This is a genomic window from Pseudarthrobacter raffinosi, assembly GCF_023913835.1.
Lineage (GTDB): Bacteria > Actinomycetota > Actinomycetes > Actinomycetales > Micrococcaceae > Arthrobacter > Arthrobacter raffinosi.
Map to the genome: position 1 here is coordinate 50,329 of NZ_JAMXBG010000017.1, position 15,729 is coordinate 66,057.

17 protein-coding genes are annotated in these 15,729 nt (G+C 65.7%); 6 read left to right on the top strand and 11 right to left on the bottom strand.

All coding sequences use genetic code 11. The features are described from left to right. Positions 1-119 precede the first annotated feature (119 nt). Both NG697_RS15780 and NG697_RS15785 read right to left on the bottom strand, forming a co-directional pair. Entirely contained in the window at positions 120-860 is a 741-nt protein-coding gene (locus tag NG697_RS15780) for a GAF and ANTAR domain-containing protein (RefSeq protein ID WP_252614620.1), read from the bottom strand. A 129-nt stretch (positions 861-989) separates the two neighbouring features. Beyond that, positions 990-1,724 (bottom strand): GAF and ANTAR domain-containing protein, encoded by a 735-nt coding sequence (locus NG697_RS15785; protein WP_252614621.1) that lies wholly within the window; start codon positions 1,722-1,724, stop codon positions 990-992. A 135-nt stretch (positions 1,725-1,859) separates the two neighbouring features. Here NG697_RS15785 and NG697_RS15790 point away from each other — a divergent pair, with 135 nt between their 5' ends. After that, complete coding sequence (locus NG697_RS15790) at positions 1,860-3,050, top strand: DUF8462 domain-containing protein (RefSeq protein WP_308293054.1); 1,191 nt, start codon at positions 1,860-1,862, stop codon at positions 3,048-3,050. Positions 3,051-3,078: 28 nt separating this feature from the next. Here the strand turns inward: NG697_RS15790 and NG697_RS15795 are convergent, their stop codons facing one another. Beyond that, positions 3,079-3,291 carry a hypothetical protein gene (locus NG697_RS15795; protein ID WP_252614622.1) on the bottom strand — a complete coding sequence of 71 codons (213 nt, stop codon included), beginning with the start codon at positions 3,289-3,291 and terminating at the stop codon, positions 3,079-3,081. A gap of 122 nt (positions 3,292-3,413) precedes the next feature. On the opposite strand from NG697_RS15795, the gene NG697_RS15800 reads away from it, so the two are divergent. The 3 genes from NG697_RS15800 (at position 3,414) to NG697_RS21200 (ending at position 7,376) form a co-directional block, all read left to right on the top strand. Then, a complete protein-coding gene (locus NG697_RS15800; protein ID WP_252611519.1) occupies positions 3,414-4,232 on the top strand; it encodes a pyruvate, water dikinase regulatory protein in 819 nt (272 codons plus the stop codon). 153 nt (positions 4,233-4,385) lie between these two features. Further along, positions 4,386-6,785, top strand: a complete 2,400-nt coding sequence (gene ppsA, locus NG697_RS15805; RefSeq protein ID WP_252611521.1) for a phosphoenolpyruvate synthase — start codon at positions 4,386-4,388, stop codon at positions 6,783-6,785. 432 nt (positions 6,786-7,217) lie between these two features. After that, complete coding sequence (locus tag NG697_RS21200) at positions 7,218-7,376, top strand: hypothetical protein (RefSeq protein ID WP_252611523.1); 159 nt, start codon at positions 7,218-7,220, stop codon at positions 7,374-7,376. 29 nt (positions 7,377-7,405) lie between these two features. Here NG697_RS21200 and NG697_RS15815 read toward each other — a convergent pair whose 3' ends face one another. The 8 genes from NG697_RS15815 to NG697_RS15850 form a co-directional block, all read right to left on the bottom strand. Next, a complete protein-coding gene (locus NG697_RS15815; protein ID WP_252611525.1) occupies positions 7,406-7,822 on the bottom strand; it encodes a hypothetical protein in 417 nt (138 codons plus the stop codon). Positions 7,823-7,928: 106 nt separating this feature from the next. Further along, on the bottom strand, positions 7,929-8,948 hold the full coding sequence (locus NG697_RS15820; protein ID WP_252611527.1) for a beta-ketoacyl-ACP synthase III: 1,020 nt from the start codon (positions 8,946-8,948) through the stop codon (positions 7,929-7,931). A 239-nt stretch (positions 8,949-9,187) separates the two neighbouring features. Beyond that, positions 9,188-9,427 carry a hypothetical protein gene (locus NG697_RS15825; protein WP_252598628.1) on the bottom strand — a complete coding sequence of 80 codons (240 nt, stop codon included), beginning with the start codon at positions 9,425-9,427 and terminating at the stop codon, positions 9,188-9,190. Positions 9,428-9,475: 48 nt separating this feature from the next. Continuing rightward, positions 9,476-11,215, bottom strand: a complete 1,740-nt coding sequence (ctaD, locus tag NG697_RS15830; RefSeq protein ID WP_252614623.1) for an aa3-type cytochrome oxidase subunit I — start codon at positions 11,213-11,215, stop codon at positions 9,476-9,478. After that, positions 11,212-11,949: a class I SAM-dependent methyltransferase gene (locus tag NG697_RS15835; RefSeq protein WP_252614624.1), complete on the bottom strand. Its 738-nt coding sequence runs from the start codon at positions 11,947-11,949 to the stop codon at positions 11,212-11,214. The genes ctaD and NG697_RS15835 overlap by 4 nt, the downstream gene beginning before the upstream one ends. Then, positions 11,946-12,212: a hypothetical protein gene (locus NG697_RS15840; protein ID WP_252598625.1), complete on the bottom strand. Its 267-nt coding sequence runs from the start codon at positions 12,210-12,212 to the stop codon at positions 11,946-11,948. Before NG697_RS15840 ends, NG697_RS15835 begins: the two co-directional genes overlap by 4 nt. A gap of 17 nt (positions 12,213-12,229) precedes the next feature. After that, positions 12,230-13,969, bottom strand: a complete 1,740-nt coding sequence (locus NG697_RS15845) for a SulP family inorganic anion transporter (RefSeq protein ID WP_252598624.1) — start codon at positions 13,967-13,969, stop codon at positions 12,230-12,232. Further along, entirely contained in the window at positions 13,969-14,346 is a 378-nt protein-coding gene (locus NG697_RS15850) for an ArsR/SmtB family transcription factor (protein ID WP_252598623.1), read from the bottom strand. The genes NG697_RS15845 and NG697_RS15850 overlap by 1 nt, the downstream gene beginning before the upstream one ends. Positions 14,347-14,600: 254 nt before the next feature. Here NG697_RS15850 and NG697_RS15855 point away from each other — a divergent pair, with 254 nt between their 5' ends. Both NG697_RS15855 and NG697_RS15860 read left to right on the top strand, forming a co-directional pair. Further along, positions 14,601-15,059, top strand: coding sequence for a hypothetical protein (locus tag NG697_RS15855; RefSeq protein WP_252598622.1), 459 nt, complete (start codon positions 14,601-14,603; stop codon positions 15,057-15,059). Then, the gene (locus tag NG697_RS15860) at positions 15,056-15,487 is read left to right on the top strand and encodes a DUF6278 family protein (RefSeq protein WP_252614625.1); all 432 of its coding nucleotides are present in this window, start codon (positions 15,056-15,058) and stop codon (positions 15,485-15,487) included. Before NG697_RS15855 ends, NG697_RS15860 begins: the two co-directional genes overlap by 4 nt. Positions 15,488-15,729: the final 242 nt, after the last annotated feature.

Sequence of the window (15,729 nt, forward strand, 5' to 3'; positions counted from 1 at the left end):
GTAGCGCTAAGTGTCGTTATGAGCCCTCATAACGACACTTAGCGCTACTTACATTCGGGGGAGTGGGGCGGGGTGCGCAACAGTCGTGGCGCCCTTAACGCTCGACGGCGGGCGCTGCGTCAGGCGCGCTGCTGGAAGTGTGTGGGCGGAACCCCGCCCGGGAGCGGGCGCAGCATCGCTTCGGCGGCGTCGCGGATGGTCAGGTTCCGATGGTTCGATGCGAGCGTGAGAATCTGCAACGCCGACTCGTAGGAGCACCCGTTCTGGCCCATGATCACGCCGCAGGCCACGTTGACCGCGGTGCGGCTGGCCATGGCTGCGCGGAGATCCGCGGATTGGGCCAGGCCAGCCCGGACCTGCAGTGCCAGGACCAGGCTCTTGGCCGCCACGTCGGAGAACGCCAGCGCCTGGCTGGCGACAACCGGGGTGAACACGTTCGTTTCCGCTGAATACAACGTAAGTGCGGCCCGGTAGCCGCGTTCCAGCGGCAATGGCACGGCGACGGCGGAGCGGAAGCCGGCTGACCTGAGACTTGCCGGGTACTCGTCCCAGCGCTTGTCCAGGCAGTGATCATTGAGAATGATGGTCAGGCGGCCGCCCAGTGCCCGCGAGGTGGGACCCCGTCCGGCGAGCTGGTCCCACCGGGAAAGGCCGCCGGCGGCGTCGGTGGTTGCCGCTGTGAAGGGCGTCCCGTCCGGCCGCACGAGCGTCACCGTGCTCTCCACGGGGTAGCCGGCAATCTCGCTCACGGCGGACGCCGCAATCCGGGCCAGTGCGCACGCCGATGCCGCTTCCGAGTGTCCACGGATATCCAGCAGGACCCCCGAGACGCGCCAGTCCACCAGTTGATCGATCATCATGCCCCAGCCCCCATGTGTCGGTACGCCCTCATCGTAAAAGGCCCTGCCGGGGTGGCACACGAGTAGTGAGTACTCGCTTTTTTCCAGGGCGGGCAGGTAGCCACCAGGGCCCGGGTTTCGTTGGTGTCCCTACATGTCGAAGTAGGTGCTGGCTTCCTCGCCCGAGACCTTCCGGACGATCTCGTCGGCCACGTCCCGGAGCTTCTGGTTCCGGTGGCTGGAGACCTTCATCAGGATGGACATCGCCTCGGTCTGGCTGCAGCGGTTCTGGGCCATGATGATCCCGCAGGCAATGTTGATGGCCGTGCGGCTCATCATCGCCGCGCTCAGGTCATCCGCGGCGCTCTCGGCGGTTCCCACCCTGACGGCAAGGCGGACGGCACTGCCGGCGACGTCGGCGAAACTGGCCGCCTCGCTGATGGTCGCCTCGGTGAACACGCCGGTGGCCGGCGCGAAGAAGTTCAGGACTGCGGCCGCGTTTTCGCCGAGTTCAAGCGGGACGCCCAGGACGCTGTGGATGCCCTCCTCGATCAGTCGTTCCTGGTAGGTCGGCCAGCGCGGGTCGGTGCGGACATCGGCCAGCAGTACAGGGGTCGCTGCCTTCAACGCTGCGATGCACGGCCCGTCGCCCACGGCCTGTTCGATGCGGTCCAGGTGGACTGCGCGCTCGGTGCTGCCGCCTACGGTGGTGGTTTTCCTGGCGTGCTTAAGGGTGACCCCGCACTCCACCGTGGCGCCGGCCGAGCGGCTCAGAGCGGCCGCGGCGATGATGGAGAGCCCGCCTAGGAAGTCCGCCACCGATCCCGTGCCGATAATCAGGTCCTGCAGCTCAATGAGCAGCTCATGTTCGGGCGAATTGGTCATGTCCAAATCTAGGCCGAACCCAGAGTGCTCACAAGCTAAGCGGCCGAAGCCCCGGCGGTTCGGTTCTAAAAGATTTCTGTTAGAATCATGAATAATAACAATATTTTGTAAGTACTGAGTAGCCGGGGAGTTCCCATCAAAAACCCATATCGTCCCGGAGCGGCCAACACGCCCCTTTTTCTTGCGGGACGTGAAAGTCAGGAACGAATCCTGCGGGCAATACTCAGGGGAGCCCCCGAGATCCCGGCCAACTATCGCATTACCGGGCTCCGGGGCGTGGGGAAGACAGTGTTGCTCAAGCATTTCGAAGAAGTGACGAAGGGGGAGCTTAACTGGGCCGTCGGCAGGCTCCAGTTAGAGCCTCGACACAATCGTGAAGACGCCATCGTCGGGGTGCTCCATGACCTTCTCTTGGACGTTCAGGCCCAAGTATCACGGACTGAAAGTCTTCGCCAGAAGACGGAGGCCGTCATTAGTGGTGCGCGATCGCTGGCGACCATGACATTTGAAGATGTCACCGTCTCTTTGGGCGGCTCAGCCAACTCCAAGGAATCCAACCTTGCATCAGACCTTCTGGAAACGGCTCGCATCGCGGTGAAGTCCGGGAGGGCCGGCCTTGTCCTGATGCTCGACGAGGCGCAGGTACTCGTGGACGACAAGGATCGGGACGGGCAGCATCCGCTGTCGCTGCTCATCGCCGCGGTCAACACACTCCAGGAGCAGCAGGTGCCTGTTGCCCTCGTGCTTTGTGGACTGCCGACTTTGATCGCGAACCTGCTCAAGGCTCGAACGTATAGCGAGCGGATGTTCCGCGGGGAAGAGGTAGGGCGCCTGACGCGGGACCAGACGCGTGAAGCGTTCCTTCGTCCGCTGGATGGCACCGGCAAAGAGGCCAGCGAAGACCTTCTGAGTGCCGTGATGGACGACGTGGAAGGGTATCCGTACTTCGTGCAGCTGTGGGGTGCGGAGCTCTGGGATGATGCGGTCGACACATCATCGAACGTCCTGACCCTTGACCTGCTGAAAGGTCTCCGCGAGGCGATCTTCAAACGCCTGGACCACGATTTCTACTCTCCCCGGCTCGACTCCTTAACCCCTGCCGAGCAGGACCTCCTCCTGCTCACCGGCGACTGCGACTATCCGCCGCTGCGGACGGCTGACATACACAACGTCACTTCCCGCAAACAAGGCAACGTCAACGTCCTGATGGGCAGGCTGGCGGACCAGGGAGTGGTCTATCGGCTGCAAAAGGGCCTCTACGAATACACGGCCCCCAAGTTTCACGAGTACCTGATTCGGCGCAAGTCCCGTTCGATCTGGACATAACAACACTCCGCACAGTGCGCCTCTTAACCTACCCGGCCGCCTGCGGGGCCACTTTGATGATCTCCAGGGCGTCAGGATCCAGCAGCTTCCGCGTGCCGGTCCGCGCGTCCCGGATCCAGATCAGTTCCAGGGAATGTACGACGTCGGTCACCCGGCCTTTGTGGAAGAGCTTGCCGTTGTGCCACGCCTCGATGTGGTCGCCGAGTTGGATTCGTTCCGTCTGCACCTTGTCAGTGATCATGCTGTGCCCCCTGCTGGTTGTCCCCGTAAGCCCAGCATGCCCCGGCCAGGTTGCCGCAGTGTTTCTGCCGGGTAAAAGCCCGGGTTTCGACAAGCTCAACCACTGGATGGTGGAATGCCTTCATGACCAATGACGAGATTCGGCCTGTCTACTTCCTTTCGGACAGCACCGGCATCACCGCGGAAACGCTCGGCAACACCTTGTTGACGCAGTTCCCCGCGAACAACTTTGACCGCATTACGATCCCGTTCATTACCACCGCCGAACAGGCCAGAACCGTGGTGGGCACCATCGACAAACTGGTCGCCACCGGCCCGCGGCCCATCGTCTTTTCCACAGCCGTCAGCAGCGACATCAGACAGGCCATTGCAACGTGCCAAGGGATAATAGTGGATCTCATCGGGACGCATGTGGGACAGCTGGAGGAAGCCCTCGGCTCCCCGGCCAGCGCTGAACCCGGCAGGGCCCACGGCCTCGGCAACGCGGAGCGGTATCAATCCCGGATGGCCGCCGTCGAGTACGCCATGGAACACGACGACGGCCAGAGCCTGCGGGCGCTGGAAAAGGCGCAGGTCATCCTGGTGGCACCGTCCCGCTGCGGAAAAACGCCCACCACCATGTACCTGGCGCTGCAGCACGGCATCTTCGCCGCGAACTTCCCGCTGGTGGACGAGGATTTTCAACGGGAAGGGCTGCCCAAGCCGCTGCGGCCTTTTGTTGAGAAGTGTTTCGGACTGTCCTCCAACCCCCTGCGGCTGAGCCAGATCCGCACTGAGCGGCGCCGCGGCTCACCCTACGCGTCGCTACGGCAGTGCGGCTTCGAGCTGCGCAGTGCCGAGCAGTTGTACGTCTCCCACCGGATCCCGTACTTGAATTCGGCGACGGTGTCCGTGGAGGAAATGGCGGCCACCATCCTGCAGCGGATGAACCTCAAACATTAGGGAAAAATTTCACAAGCCCCGTGTGGCGCACATCATGTTGGAAAGAACGCTCCGGACCTGTCACTGTAGACAGGATCCGCGCCCACCAACCGGCCACAGCCGCGAGCGGGCGGCGCCCCGGCATGCCATCATCCCTGCAAAGGAGCAGCAATTATGACAACAGACATCCTGTGGTTCTCAGAACTCGGACTCAAGGACCTGGACCGGGTAGGGGGCAAGAACGCCTCCCTCGGTGAGATGGTGCAGAACCTCACCTCCGCCGGCGTCCAGGTCCCTGACGGCTTTGCCACGACGGCGGACGCCTACCGCAGCTTCCTGGCTGATTCGGGCCTGGACCAGAAGATCGCGGACCGGCTTGTGGGACTGGACACCGATGACGTGACGGCCCTGGCAGCTGCGGGCAAGGAGATCCGGGCGCTGATGCGCGAGACGCCCTTCCTGCAGGACTTCGAGGCGCAGATCCGGAACGCCTACCAGCAGCTGGTGGACAAGCACGCGGGCTCCGAGGACCTCTCCTGGGCCGTCCGTTCCAGCGCCACGGCGGAAGACCTCCCGGATGCCTCCTTCGCCGGGCAGCAGGAAACCTTCCTGAACGTCCGCGGCATCGAGAACATCCTGATCGCCATCAAGGACGTGTTCGCGTCCCTCTACAACGACCGGGCCATCGCCTACCGCGTGCACCACAAGTTTGAACACGCCGAGGTGGCACTCTCGGCGGGCATCCAGCGGATGGTGCGCTCCGACGTCGGGGCCTCCGGCGTGATGTTCACCATGGACACCGAGTCCGGGTTCCAGGACGCCGTGTTCGTCACGTCCTCCTACGGCCTGGGCGAGGCCGTGGTCCAGGGCGCCGTGAACCCTGATGAGTTCTACGTCTACAAGCCCGCGCTGCAGGCCGGGCGGCCCGCCATCCTCAAGCGCGGACTGGGCGAGAAGGCCCTCCAGATGACCTACACCAACAGCCAGGAGATCGGCCGGACCATCGACTTCGTGCCGGTCGAGGCCTCCTTGCGGAGCCGCTTCAGCCTCAGCGACGCCGACGTCGAGCAGCTCGCCCGGCACGCCGTCGCCATCGAGAACCACTACGGCCGTCCCATGGACATCGAATGGGGCAAGGACGGGACCGACGGCGGCCTGTACATCCTGCAGGCACGCCCGGAGACGGTGCAGTCCCGCCGGGCCGCCGGCAGCCTCAGCCGTTTCCGCCTCAACGCGACCGGCCGGGTCCTGGCCGAGGGCCGCGCGATCGGCCAGCGCATCGGTGCCGGCAGCGTCCGCATCCTCACATCGATCGACCAGATGGCCGCCTTCAAGACCGGCGATGTCCTCGTCGCGGACATGACCGACCCGGACTGGGAACCGATCATGAAGCGCGCCTCGGCCATCGTCACCAACCGCGGCGGACGCACCTGCCACGCGGCCATCATCGCCCGCGAACTGGGGATCCCCGCCGTCGTCGGCACCGGAAGTGCGACGGATTCCCTTACCGACGGCCTCGAGGTGACCGTCTCCTGCGCCGACGGCGAGACCGGCACCATCTACGAAGGCCTCCTGGACTTCAGCGTCGAGGAAACCGCCATCACCGAGCTGCCGGAGGCCCCGGTCAAGGTCATGATGAACGTCGGAACCCCGGAGCAGGCGTTCACCTTCGCCCAGCTGCCCAACCACGGTGTGGGCCTGGCCCGGCTGGAATTCATCATCAACCGCCAGATCGGCATCCACCCCAAGGCGCTCCTGAACCTGGACAGCCAGCCGGCGGACGTGGCCGCGGAAATCCGGGAACGGATTGCCGCGTACAGCAGCCCGCGCGACTACTACATCAAGCGCCTGGCCGAAGGGGTGTCCACCATCGCGGCGGCTTTCGCGCCGGAGCCGGTGATTGTGCGCATGTCCGACTTCAAGTCCAACGAGTACGCCAACCTCATCGGCGGACCGGCCTACGAGCCGCACGAAGAGAACCCGATGCTCGGCTTCCGCGGCGCCTCCCGGTACCTGGAGCCGTCCTTCCGGGACTGCTTCGACCTCGAGTGCGAGGCCCTGTCCTTCGTCCGCAACGAGATGGGGCTGACCAACGTCAAGCTGATGATCCCGTTCGTGCGGACCCTGGACGAGGCCCGCGGCGTGATCGAGCTGCTGGCGGAGAACGGCCTGGTCCGTGGCGAGAACGGCCTCGAGGTGATCATGATGTGTGAGATCCCCTCCAACGCGCTGCTCGCCGACGAATTCCTGGACTACTTCGACGGCTTCTCCATCGGCTCCAACGACATGACCCAGCTGGCCCTGGGCCTGGACCGGGATTCCGCGATTGTCTCGGGCGGCTTCGACGAACGCGATCCTGCCGTCAAGAAGCTCCTGAGCATGGCCATCAAGGCCTGCAAGGCGCGCGGCAAGTATGTCGGCATCTGCGGCCAGGGTCCCAGCGACCACGCCGACTTCGCCGAGTGGCTGGTCGGGGAGGGCATCGATTCCGTCTCCCTGAACCCCGACACCGTGGTGGACACCTGGCTCCGGCTCGCCGGCACCCCGGTGATTGAGCCTGTCGAAATCCGGTAACTAGCGCGAACTGAACGGACGACGTCCGCACCCGGGTTGGGTGCCGACGTCGTCCGTTCCCGGTGGTCGAGGATGTACTCCTCGACACGGCAGCGGCTTGTCGCTGCGCATATTCCGTGGCGCTATCTGAATATCACCGGCGCCAGGAAATATGCGGGTCACGGTCGGGTTTGCGCGTCGACAACCGCAGAACGCGTACGACGGCGGGGCGCGCCGGCCGCTGCCAGTTTGCGTTCCAGCTTCCCGGGTTCCATCAGATCGGCCGAGTCCCACCTCACCACGTTGAACCCAGCGGCCCGGATCCGGTTCTCGCGCTTCGTTTCCTCCGCCACTGACTGCGACGCCGTCCGGCCCTGGAGGAACTCCGGTTTGATGTATCCCGGCCTTCGAGAACCACAGACTGAAGCGGCGGGAGGGGGAGGGGAGAAAATCATGGTCCTCCGCGTTCCTGCGGTCGGCCTGCAAAACGTTGTGGTTGACGTACTGCACGGACAGTTCGGTGTGTGCGCGGCCGAGTCCCAGCGCCTCGAGCTCAAGCATGACATGGGTTCCGGTCGCGTCCTGGGTGCGGGGAAGCTGTCTTGGCTCTGATTTGTCCGTAGTTCCGCCGGACGTGAATCTTAGTCCGAGCGGTTGTGGCCGCCGGTTTCATCGCGGTGCGCCTGCTGTGGGGTGTCCGCGTCCAGGGACTCATGCGAGGCCGGTCCGCCTATGCCGTAGAAGTCGCTTTCTGGTGGCGCGTAGGCCTTCGGGTGGTCGCGTTTAGGGGTGCCGGATGCCGCCCCGTCCTTGGGCCGTGTGGTGTCGTGCGCGGGTGCGCCGGTGATTTCTTCCTTCGTTTTCTTCCCCGCCTGGCTTGCCTGTTCCTGAACTTCAGGTGTGTTCCTGGCGGTGTCGGAGACTTTGTCCCTGTGTGTCGGGCCCTCCCGGAAACCGCGGACTTTTAGTTTGAGTTTCTCGTAGCTGTCCCTGCCTGCCCGGGTGCCAAGGACATAGCCGACTGCTATACCTGATACGAATACGAGCTTATTTTTCATTTCGGTGCTCCTGCTTCTTTTCGGTGACAGAGCGTATTTAGGTTTCGGTACTTCGTTCGCGGCCCCGTAAGTGCCGATGGTCGTGCCCCGGCACCGCGCGAGGCGGTCAGGAGAGGGCCGGGTCACCTGCCGGGAGAATAGCTGCGGTGTTCCGGGGGGTGCGGATGACCTGGCCGGCGAAGGCAAAACCGCCGCCGAATCCGAAGAGCAGGGCGGGGCTGTCCGGGGGGACTTCCCCGGTGCGGACGAGTTTGGCCAGTGCGATCGGGATGCTGGCTGATGAGGTGTTTCCGGAGTGGATCACGTCGCGGGCGGTGATTGCCCGGGGGATACCCAGCTGGTCGGCGAGGGGTTCGATGATGCGCAGATTCGCCTGGTGCGGAATGAACGCGGCGAGGTCCTCGGGGCGGATTCCCGCCAGTTCGCAGGTCCGGCGTGCCAGTTGCGCTGCCTGTGTGATTGCCCAGCGGTAGACGGTGAGGCCCTCCTGTTCCAGGTGCAGGGAAGGCTCTTCGATTCTGACTGCCTGTGCGAGGGCCGGTACTGAGCCCCAGTGGACGGGCCCGACCCCGGGTTCGTCGGTGGCAGTCAGGAGTGCCGCGCCGGCACCGTCTCCGACCAGGACGCAGGTGCTCCGGTCGGCCCAGTCGGTGAAGTCGCTGAGTTTTTCCGCTCCGATGACTAGGGCTGTGGTCGCGGACCCGGCCCTGATTGCCTGATCGGCGATGGCCATCGCATGGGTGAAGCCGGAACAGGCGGCGTTGACGTCGAAAACGGCTGGCGAGGCGGCGCCGATGCTGGCCGAGACCCGGCCTGCGGTGCTGGGGGAGCGGTCCTTGGCCGTGACGGTGGCAACGATGATCAGGTCCAGGTCCCGGGCGTCCATCCCGGCGTTCTGAAGGGCGTCCTGTCCGGCTCGGATGGCCATGTCGGCTACGGATTCGGTGTCGGCAATGTGGCGCGATTCGATGCCGACTCTGCTGCGGATCCATTCGTCACTGGTGTCCACCATCAGGCTCAGCTCACTGTTGGTGAGGATCCTGGCCGGTTGGTAGGATCCGACGCCGACGACACGGGATCCGCGGACGAGAGCATCCGGCAGGCTGCGGGGCGGGGACGGGTTCATGGGGGGCTCCTGGTCTGGGTGCGGTATGGCATGACGGGGCCCGTCAGCGCGGGGTGGGTGGGGACGTGTTCGGCGCCGGCATGCCCCCCGGGGAGGGGGGAATTGAGGTGATCGATGCGGGCCGTGAGCCGGATGAGTTCTTGGTGTATTGGTGGCCAGGCCGCCCCCGCGCACGGGTGGCGTCCCGGGCCGGTGGACCGGACCGGGCTTCGTTGTCGGTCCCTGCGACGGGACGGGGCTTACAGGTCGCGTACCGCATCGCGGTTTCCCGGGGTTGGGGCGATCCTGGGCCGGCGGAGCGTGTCGAAGAGTTCAGGCAAGTCCATGTTGGCAGCCGCCGCGACCTCTTCCGGGGGTATCTGGGCCGCCATGGCCGTGCACAGGGCATGCACGAGGGCTTCATGGGCCTGGTCGATCTGCACCTGGAGCATTTCCAGTTCGGCGGACGCGGCCCAGATGCTGGTCAGGTACCGGTCCATGATGGTCCTGCTTTCCGTGAGGGGCGGACTGTAAGGAGCGCGGCGAGGTCAGTCATTGGGATCCGGGGAGCGGACATCACGTTCTCCGATCTCGGCGGCTCCGAGGGCAGCGGCCGCCGGGCCGTGCGTGGTGTCATGGCTCCGTTGTGCCAATTCAGGGTGGTGGAGGTCCAGGGCGGGACGCTCTGAACGGATCCGGGGCAGGGACGTGAAGTTGTGGCGCGGCGGCGGGCAGGACGTGGCCCATTCGAGCGAGGCCCCGAACCCCCACGGATCATCCACTTCGACCTTCTGCGCATTGCGGGCGGTGATGAAGATGTTCCAGAAGAACGGAACCAGGGAAGCGCCGAGGAGGAAGGAGGAGACGGTGGAGAACTGGTTCATCCAGGCGAAGTTGTCCTCGGGCAGGTAGTCGGCGTAGCGGCGGGGCATGCCTTCGACGCCGAGCCAGTGCTGGATGAGGAAGGTGCCGTGGAAGCCCAGGAACAGGAGCCAGAAGTGGATTTTGCCCAGGCGTTCGTTGAGCATCTTGCCGGTCCATTTCGGCCACCAGAAGTAGAACCCGGCGAACATCGCGAACACCACGGTGCCGAAGACGGTGTAGTGGAAGTGGGCGACCACGAAGTAGGTGTCGGAGACGTGGAAGTTCAGCGGCGGGGAGGAAAGGATGATCCCAGTCAGGCCGCCGAAGAGGAACGTGACGATGAAACCCAGGCTCCAGAGCATGGGAGTTTCGAAGGTCAGGGACCCGCCCCACATGGTGCCGATCCAGTTGAAGAACTTCACGCCGGTGGGCACGGCGATGAGCATCGTCATGAACGCGAAGAACGGCAGCAGCACGGAGCCGGTGACGTACATGTGGTGTGCCCACACGGTCACGGATAATGCGGCGATGGAGATGGTTGCGTAGACAATGCCCTTGTAGCCGAAGATCGGTTTGCGGCTGAAGACCGGGAAGATCTCCGAGACGATGCCGAAGAACGGCAGGGCAATGATGTACACCTCGGGGTGGCCGAAGAACCAGAACAGGTGCTGCCACAGGACCGGGCCACCGTTTTCGGGGTCGAAGATGTGGGCGCCGAATTTCCGGTCAGCGCCGAGGGCGAAGAGGGCCGCGGCGAGCGGCGGGAACGCCATAAGGATCAGGATGGCCGTGACCAGGGTGTTCCACGTGAAGATCGACATCCGCCACATGGTCAGGCCCGGGGCGCGCATGCAGATGATGGTGGTGATGAAGTTCACCGCGCCCAGGATGGTGCCGAAACCGGACAGGGCCAGGCCGAAGACCCACAGGTCCCCGCCGACCCCCGGGGTGAAGGTGGTGTTGGAGAGCGGCGCGTACGCGAACCAACCGAACGACGCGGCTCCCTGGGGGGTGATGAACCCGGAGACAGCGATGAGGGAGCCGAAGAGGAAGAACCAGAACGCCAGGGCATTAAGCCGAGGGAAAGCAACGTCCGGGGCGCCGATCTGCAGGGGCATCATGACGTTCGCGAACCCGGCGAAGAGCGGGGTGGCGAACATCAGCAGCATGATGGTTCCGTGCATGGTGAACAGCTGGTTGTACTGTTCCTTGGTTTGCAGGATCTGCATGCCTGGCTCGAACAGCTCGGCCCGGATGAGCAGCGCCATGACCCCGCCGAGGCAGAAGAACGTGAACGATGCGATCAGGTACATGTACCCGATAATTTTGTGGTCGGTGGTGGTAATCCAGCTGACCACGATGCGTCCCTTGGACCGGGGGACCACGGCGGCGGGGGCAGCGGCGAGGGTTGTGCTAGCGGTCATGACGGGACCTTATGATCGGTGTTCCTGGTGGACAAGGGTGTGTTGAAGGCCGGTACATCCGGGGCCCGGGCAGGTTTGCGGGCCAGGAGGACGCAGTCCAAGGCGGGGCGCCGGTCCCCGGGAACGGGCCGGGAGAGGGTCTCGGCTGATTCGACTTCCAGGCCGGACCGCCGAGCCCACGCGGCGACTTCGGTGCTGCCATGCAGCATGGATTGGTCCCGCGGGCCTGTGGCGCCTTCGCGCGGGTCTTCCGGATCATGGCCGATGAAGAGGAAGATTCCCCCGGGGGCGAGGGCCAGGGCGGCACGGGCGATGACCCGTTCGAGGTCCGGTCCGGGCAGGTCCAGGAAGGCGGCCAGGACCAGGTCCAGGCTCGCCGGGTCCGGAGTGTGCACCGTTACTTCGGCGACTGTCCAGGTGACCAGGCCGGTGACTCCTTCGGCGAAGGCACGCTCCCGCCCGAGGGCCAGGGCTTCTGCGGAAAAGTCCAGGGCCTGGACGTGCCAGCCGCGCCCGGCCAGCCAGACCGCGTGCCGGCCGTCCCCGGACCCGAGGTCCAGTGCCCGCCCGGGCGTGAGCCCGTTCAGTGCTGAGCGCACAGTCGAGCTGGCGGGGGACCAGCCATAGGCGGCGCTGGCGTACCACCGGTCCCAGGCTTGCGCGTCCGCGGGGTACCCGGTTCCGCCGGGTCTGGAGTGCTTCCACGCCGGCAGCGGCATGCCGTCCACGCTCATCGCCGGCTCCTGCCAGGGTACGGCGCGCCAGCTCCCGCAGGACCGCCGGATGAGGCATTGCGGCGTCGGAACGCGGCGATCCCGGCGGGGATGCCGACGGTCGGGCCGGTCAGTACCACCGCGGCCAGCCAGGCCGGGTTCGTGGGCCCTGCGAGAAGTGCCGGGAGGTCGAACAGCAGAAGGGCCGCGAGTCCGAAACCCAGGAGGTAGTGCGGCACGTGATCCCGTTGCGGCCTGGATTCCGCGGTGGCTGTCGGTGGCAATGGATGCTCCTGAACATTCATCGGACCGTGGTGTTTCCGGGAGTAGTTCCCGCAGCCCGGCCACGGACGGGGTCCTGGCCTGCGTCGGGTGCCTTGTCCTGTGGGGGATGTTCGGTGGCACGGGTGGCCCTGGCCCGGGCGACGTGGCTGCGGGCGTGTTCCACAGCCGGGGGCAGATCTTCGAACAGGTGTTTGTGGTGGCGCAGGGACTCCAGCACACCTACCCGGGTGACCAGGGCCAGGTGGCGTTCCTGGATGCCTTTGATCAGCACGGTAATTCCGCGGCGTTCGAGGGCGTTGACGATGTCGGTGATGACCCTTGCCCCGGTCGCGTCCAGGACCTGGAGCTGGGACATGCGGATAATGACCACGTCGACGTTGCGGATCGCGCTGACCCGGTCCAGGACGCGTTCGGCGGCGGCGAAGAACAGGGCCCCGTCGAGCCGGAACACGGCAATGTGTTCGTCCCCGTCCTGGACCGGTCCCGGGATTTCTTCGCGGTGCACGCCGCTGGAGTTGACCAGGGTGCGCAGGGCGAAGAAGGACGCGACGGCGATGCCGATCGCAACGGCCTGGATCAGGTCGAAGGACACAGTGATCAGGGCGGTGATGAAGAAAACGACCGTGTCTGCCCTGGTGGAGCCGATCACGCTGCGCAGCGTGGCGAGGGACACCATGCGCGTAGCGGTGACTATCAGGACACCGGCGAGGGCCGCGAGCGGGATCCGGGAGACCGGGCCGGTGGCCAAGTAGACCACGGCCAGCAGGACCAGGGCGTGGATGATCGCGGCAAGCCTGGTCCTGCCGCCGGAGCGGATGTTTACCGCGGTGCGGGCGATGGCGCCGGTGGCAGGCATGCCGCCGAAGAACCCGGAGCAGACCGAAGCCAGTCCCTGGCCGAGGAGTTCGCGGTCCGCGTCATAAGGGCCGGTGTCAGAGATCGAGGCGGCGACCCGTGCTGAGAGCAGCGACTCGATCGCGGCCAGCGCCGCGATCGTGGCCGCAGGGGCGGCCAGCGCAGCCACTGCGCCCCAGTCCAGGGCGGGGATCACCGGGGCGGGCAGGGTGTCCGGCAGGGCACCTATCCGGGCCACAGGAAGGTCCAGGACCTGGGCGGCGATGCTGGCGACGATGATGGCAATGAGCGACCCGGGGATCTGCGGGTGGATCCGGGGGGCCGCGATCATGATCAGCGCGACCACGGCCACCAGGGCCACGGGGGCCAGGAGAGCGGCGGGGGACGCTGTGGTGAGCCCCTGGACGGCAGAAACGGCGGCGTTGCTGCTCGGTCCGGCTTTAACGCCGAAGGCCGCCGGGACCTGTTGGAGGAAGATGATCATCGCGATCCCCAGGGTGAATCCTTCGATCACCGGCCACGGCAGGAGGGTAACGACCCGGCCGAGTTTGAGTACCCCGGCAACGATGACGATCACCCCGGCCAGGACCGAGACCGCGGCCAGCGCACCGATGCCCTGGGTGGCAATGACCGGGCCCAGGACGACGACCATCGCCCCGGTCGGCCCGGAAACCTGGATGTTCGAGCCGCCAAAAACAGCCGCGATCACCCCCGCGATCACCGCAGTGATCAGTCCGCTGGCCGCACCGGCGCCGGAGCTGACACCAAAGGCCAGCGCCAGCGGCAGCGCGACGATACCGACCGTGATGCCCGCGACCAGGTCCCCTTTCCAACTGCGGGGCAGTTCACCATAATCCCGCCAGGTCGGCAACAGCGCACGGGCCGTGTCCAGAGCGCTCATCAGACGCTGCCTGCAGGGGCAGCCGCAGGAGAGCTTGCCGCCGAATATTCGAGCTGGTCACGGGTGTTGCGCAGCATGTCGTTCAGCAGCAGCTTGGCCACCGCGAGGAGGTCCGCGACCTGGGGGTACGCCAGGGAATAGAACATCTGCAGGGCCCGGCGTTCAGCCGTCACCAGGTGGTAGCGGCGCAGCACGGACAAGTGCTGGGACAGATGCGAGGCCTCCAGCCCGGTCGCGGCGAGCATGTCGGTCACCGACACTTCCGGTGCCGCGGACAACATCTCCAGCACCCTGATCCGCACCGGATGCGCCAGACCTTTGAACAGGTTGGCCTTTACCTCATATAAGGGCGCCCGGAAATCCGAAAAATCGTCCATGCCTGCCTCCCGGCCTCACAGCAAAACCTTGCTTGACTATTTTATCCTTCTATCATCCAATATAACAGGGGGTAAAGCAGTTGCCCCCGCCGGGCCCGCTGGCGCGGGCTCGGACACAGCCCATATCGGTGGGCACCGTCACGGACGTTGGCCGGCCGGAAAGAGGTCACCATGCCCATGGCAGTAAAGCCCCAGCCGGCCCCCACGGCCCGCCGCGCGTCAAAGCCCCATCGCCGGGCCGGGGCGGGTGCGGCATGAGGGACCCGCTGACGACATCGGGGGTCGAGCGGCCAGCGCCCGTTCCTGCTCCCACGCCTCCGGCTCCGATCATCACCGGGGTCTCGGTGGACACCTCCGGACCGGACGTGCGCGTGGAATTTGAACTGAACAGGCCCCCAGCCGGGGGAAGCTACCTGGTAGGGCTCCGTGCCGGCGACGCGGACCGGAGCACGATCAGGCACCTCACAGTCAGCCTCCGGGACGGCCGCGTCACAGGCCAGTCCACCTACGATTTCGGGACCGTCACCCGCACGGTGCACCCTCGAGGCGGCGCGACCTGCGCGGGTGCGTCCGTCACGGCGCTCTTCCCGCGGGCATCCCTGACCGGGCTGGGGGAAGATCGCGATATCACCGCGTACAGCTCCCTCAACGGACAGGAACTCCAAGCAGGGATTCCCCTCACCCGGATGGCGACCGGAGGCCTCAGGCTATGAGCGGACAGCCCGCGGATTTTTCCCGGCACGGCCCAGGTGCCGGCACCGCCCGGGACTACGCAATCTTCTTCACCCGGGAACTGGCCGGCGGCGTTGCTGCCGTCGAAAAACAACTCGATGCCCATCTGGGGCAGTGCAGCAGCCTCCGTCAATGGGCAGCGGCCCGCGGCGCAACGCTCGCTGACGCCGCGCAGGGGATCGAAGTACTCGGAGGACTCCTCACCGGGCCGGAGAGGATCGAGCTGGCGCCGTGGCGCCTGAAGGTAGAAGCCGGACTCTTCATCGGAACCGTCCTGGTCCGGAACTCCCCGCGGTGCGGTGGCTCCTGCTGCCCAACGGCCACCCCGTCGTCCACCTTGCGGAAAACAAAGACCTGGACGTCATCGCCCTCGCCCGCGCCCGCCTGGAAATCGGGGCCCCGGACCTGAGGACCGTCCTGCCCTACGCCGAAAGCCTGACGCCGGGACCTTAGCACCTGCCGGCGCACCGCCCAATCCCTGCCGTTGCCCGGCCGAAGGGCCGCCTCACGGGGGCGTCCGAGCATCACGATCTCAGGGGCAGGGCAGCGCAGGTCCGCGACTACCTGTTATATTAGATGATGTATCCATCAAACAGTAAACCTGCGGCCAGTTTTCTTTACCGCGAGGCCGGCGGGCCCTGCCTGTCCCGG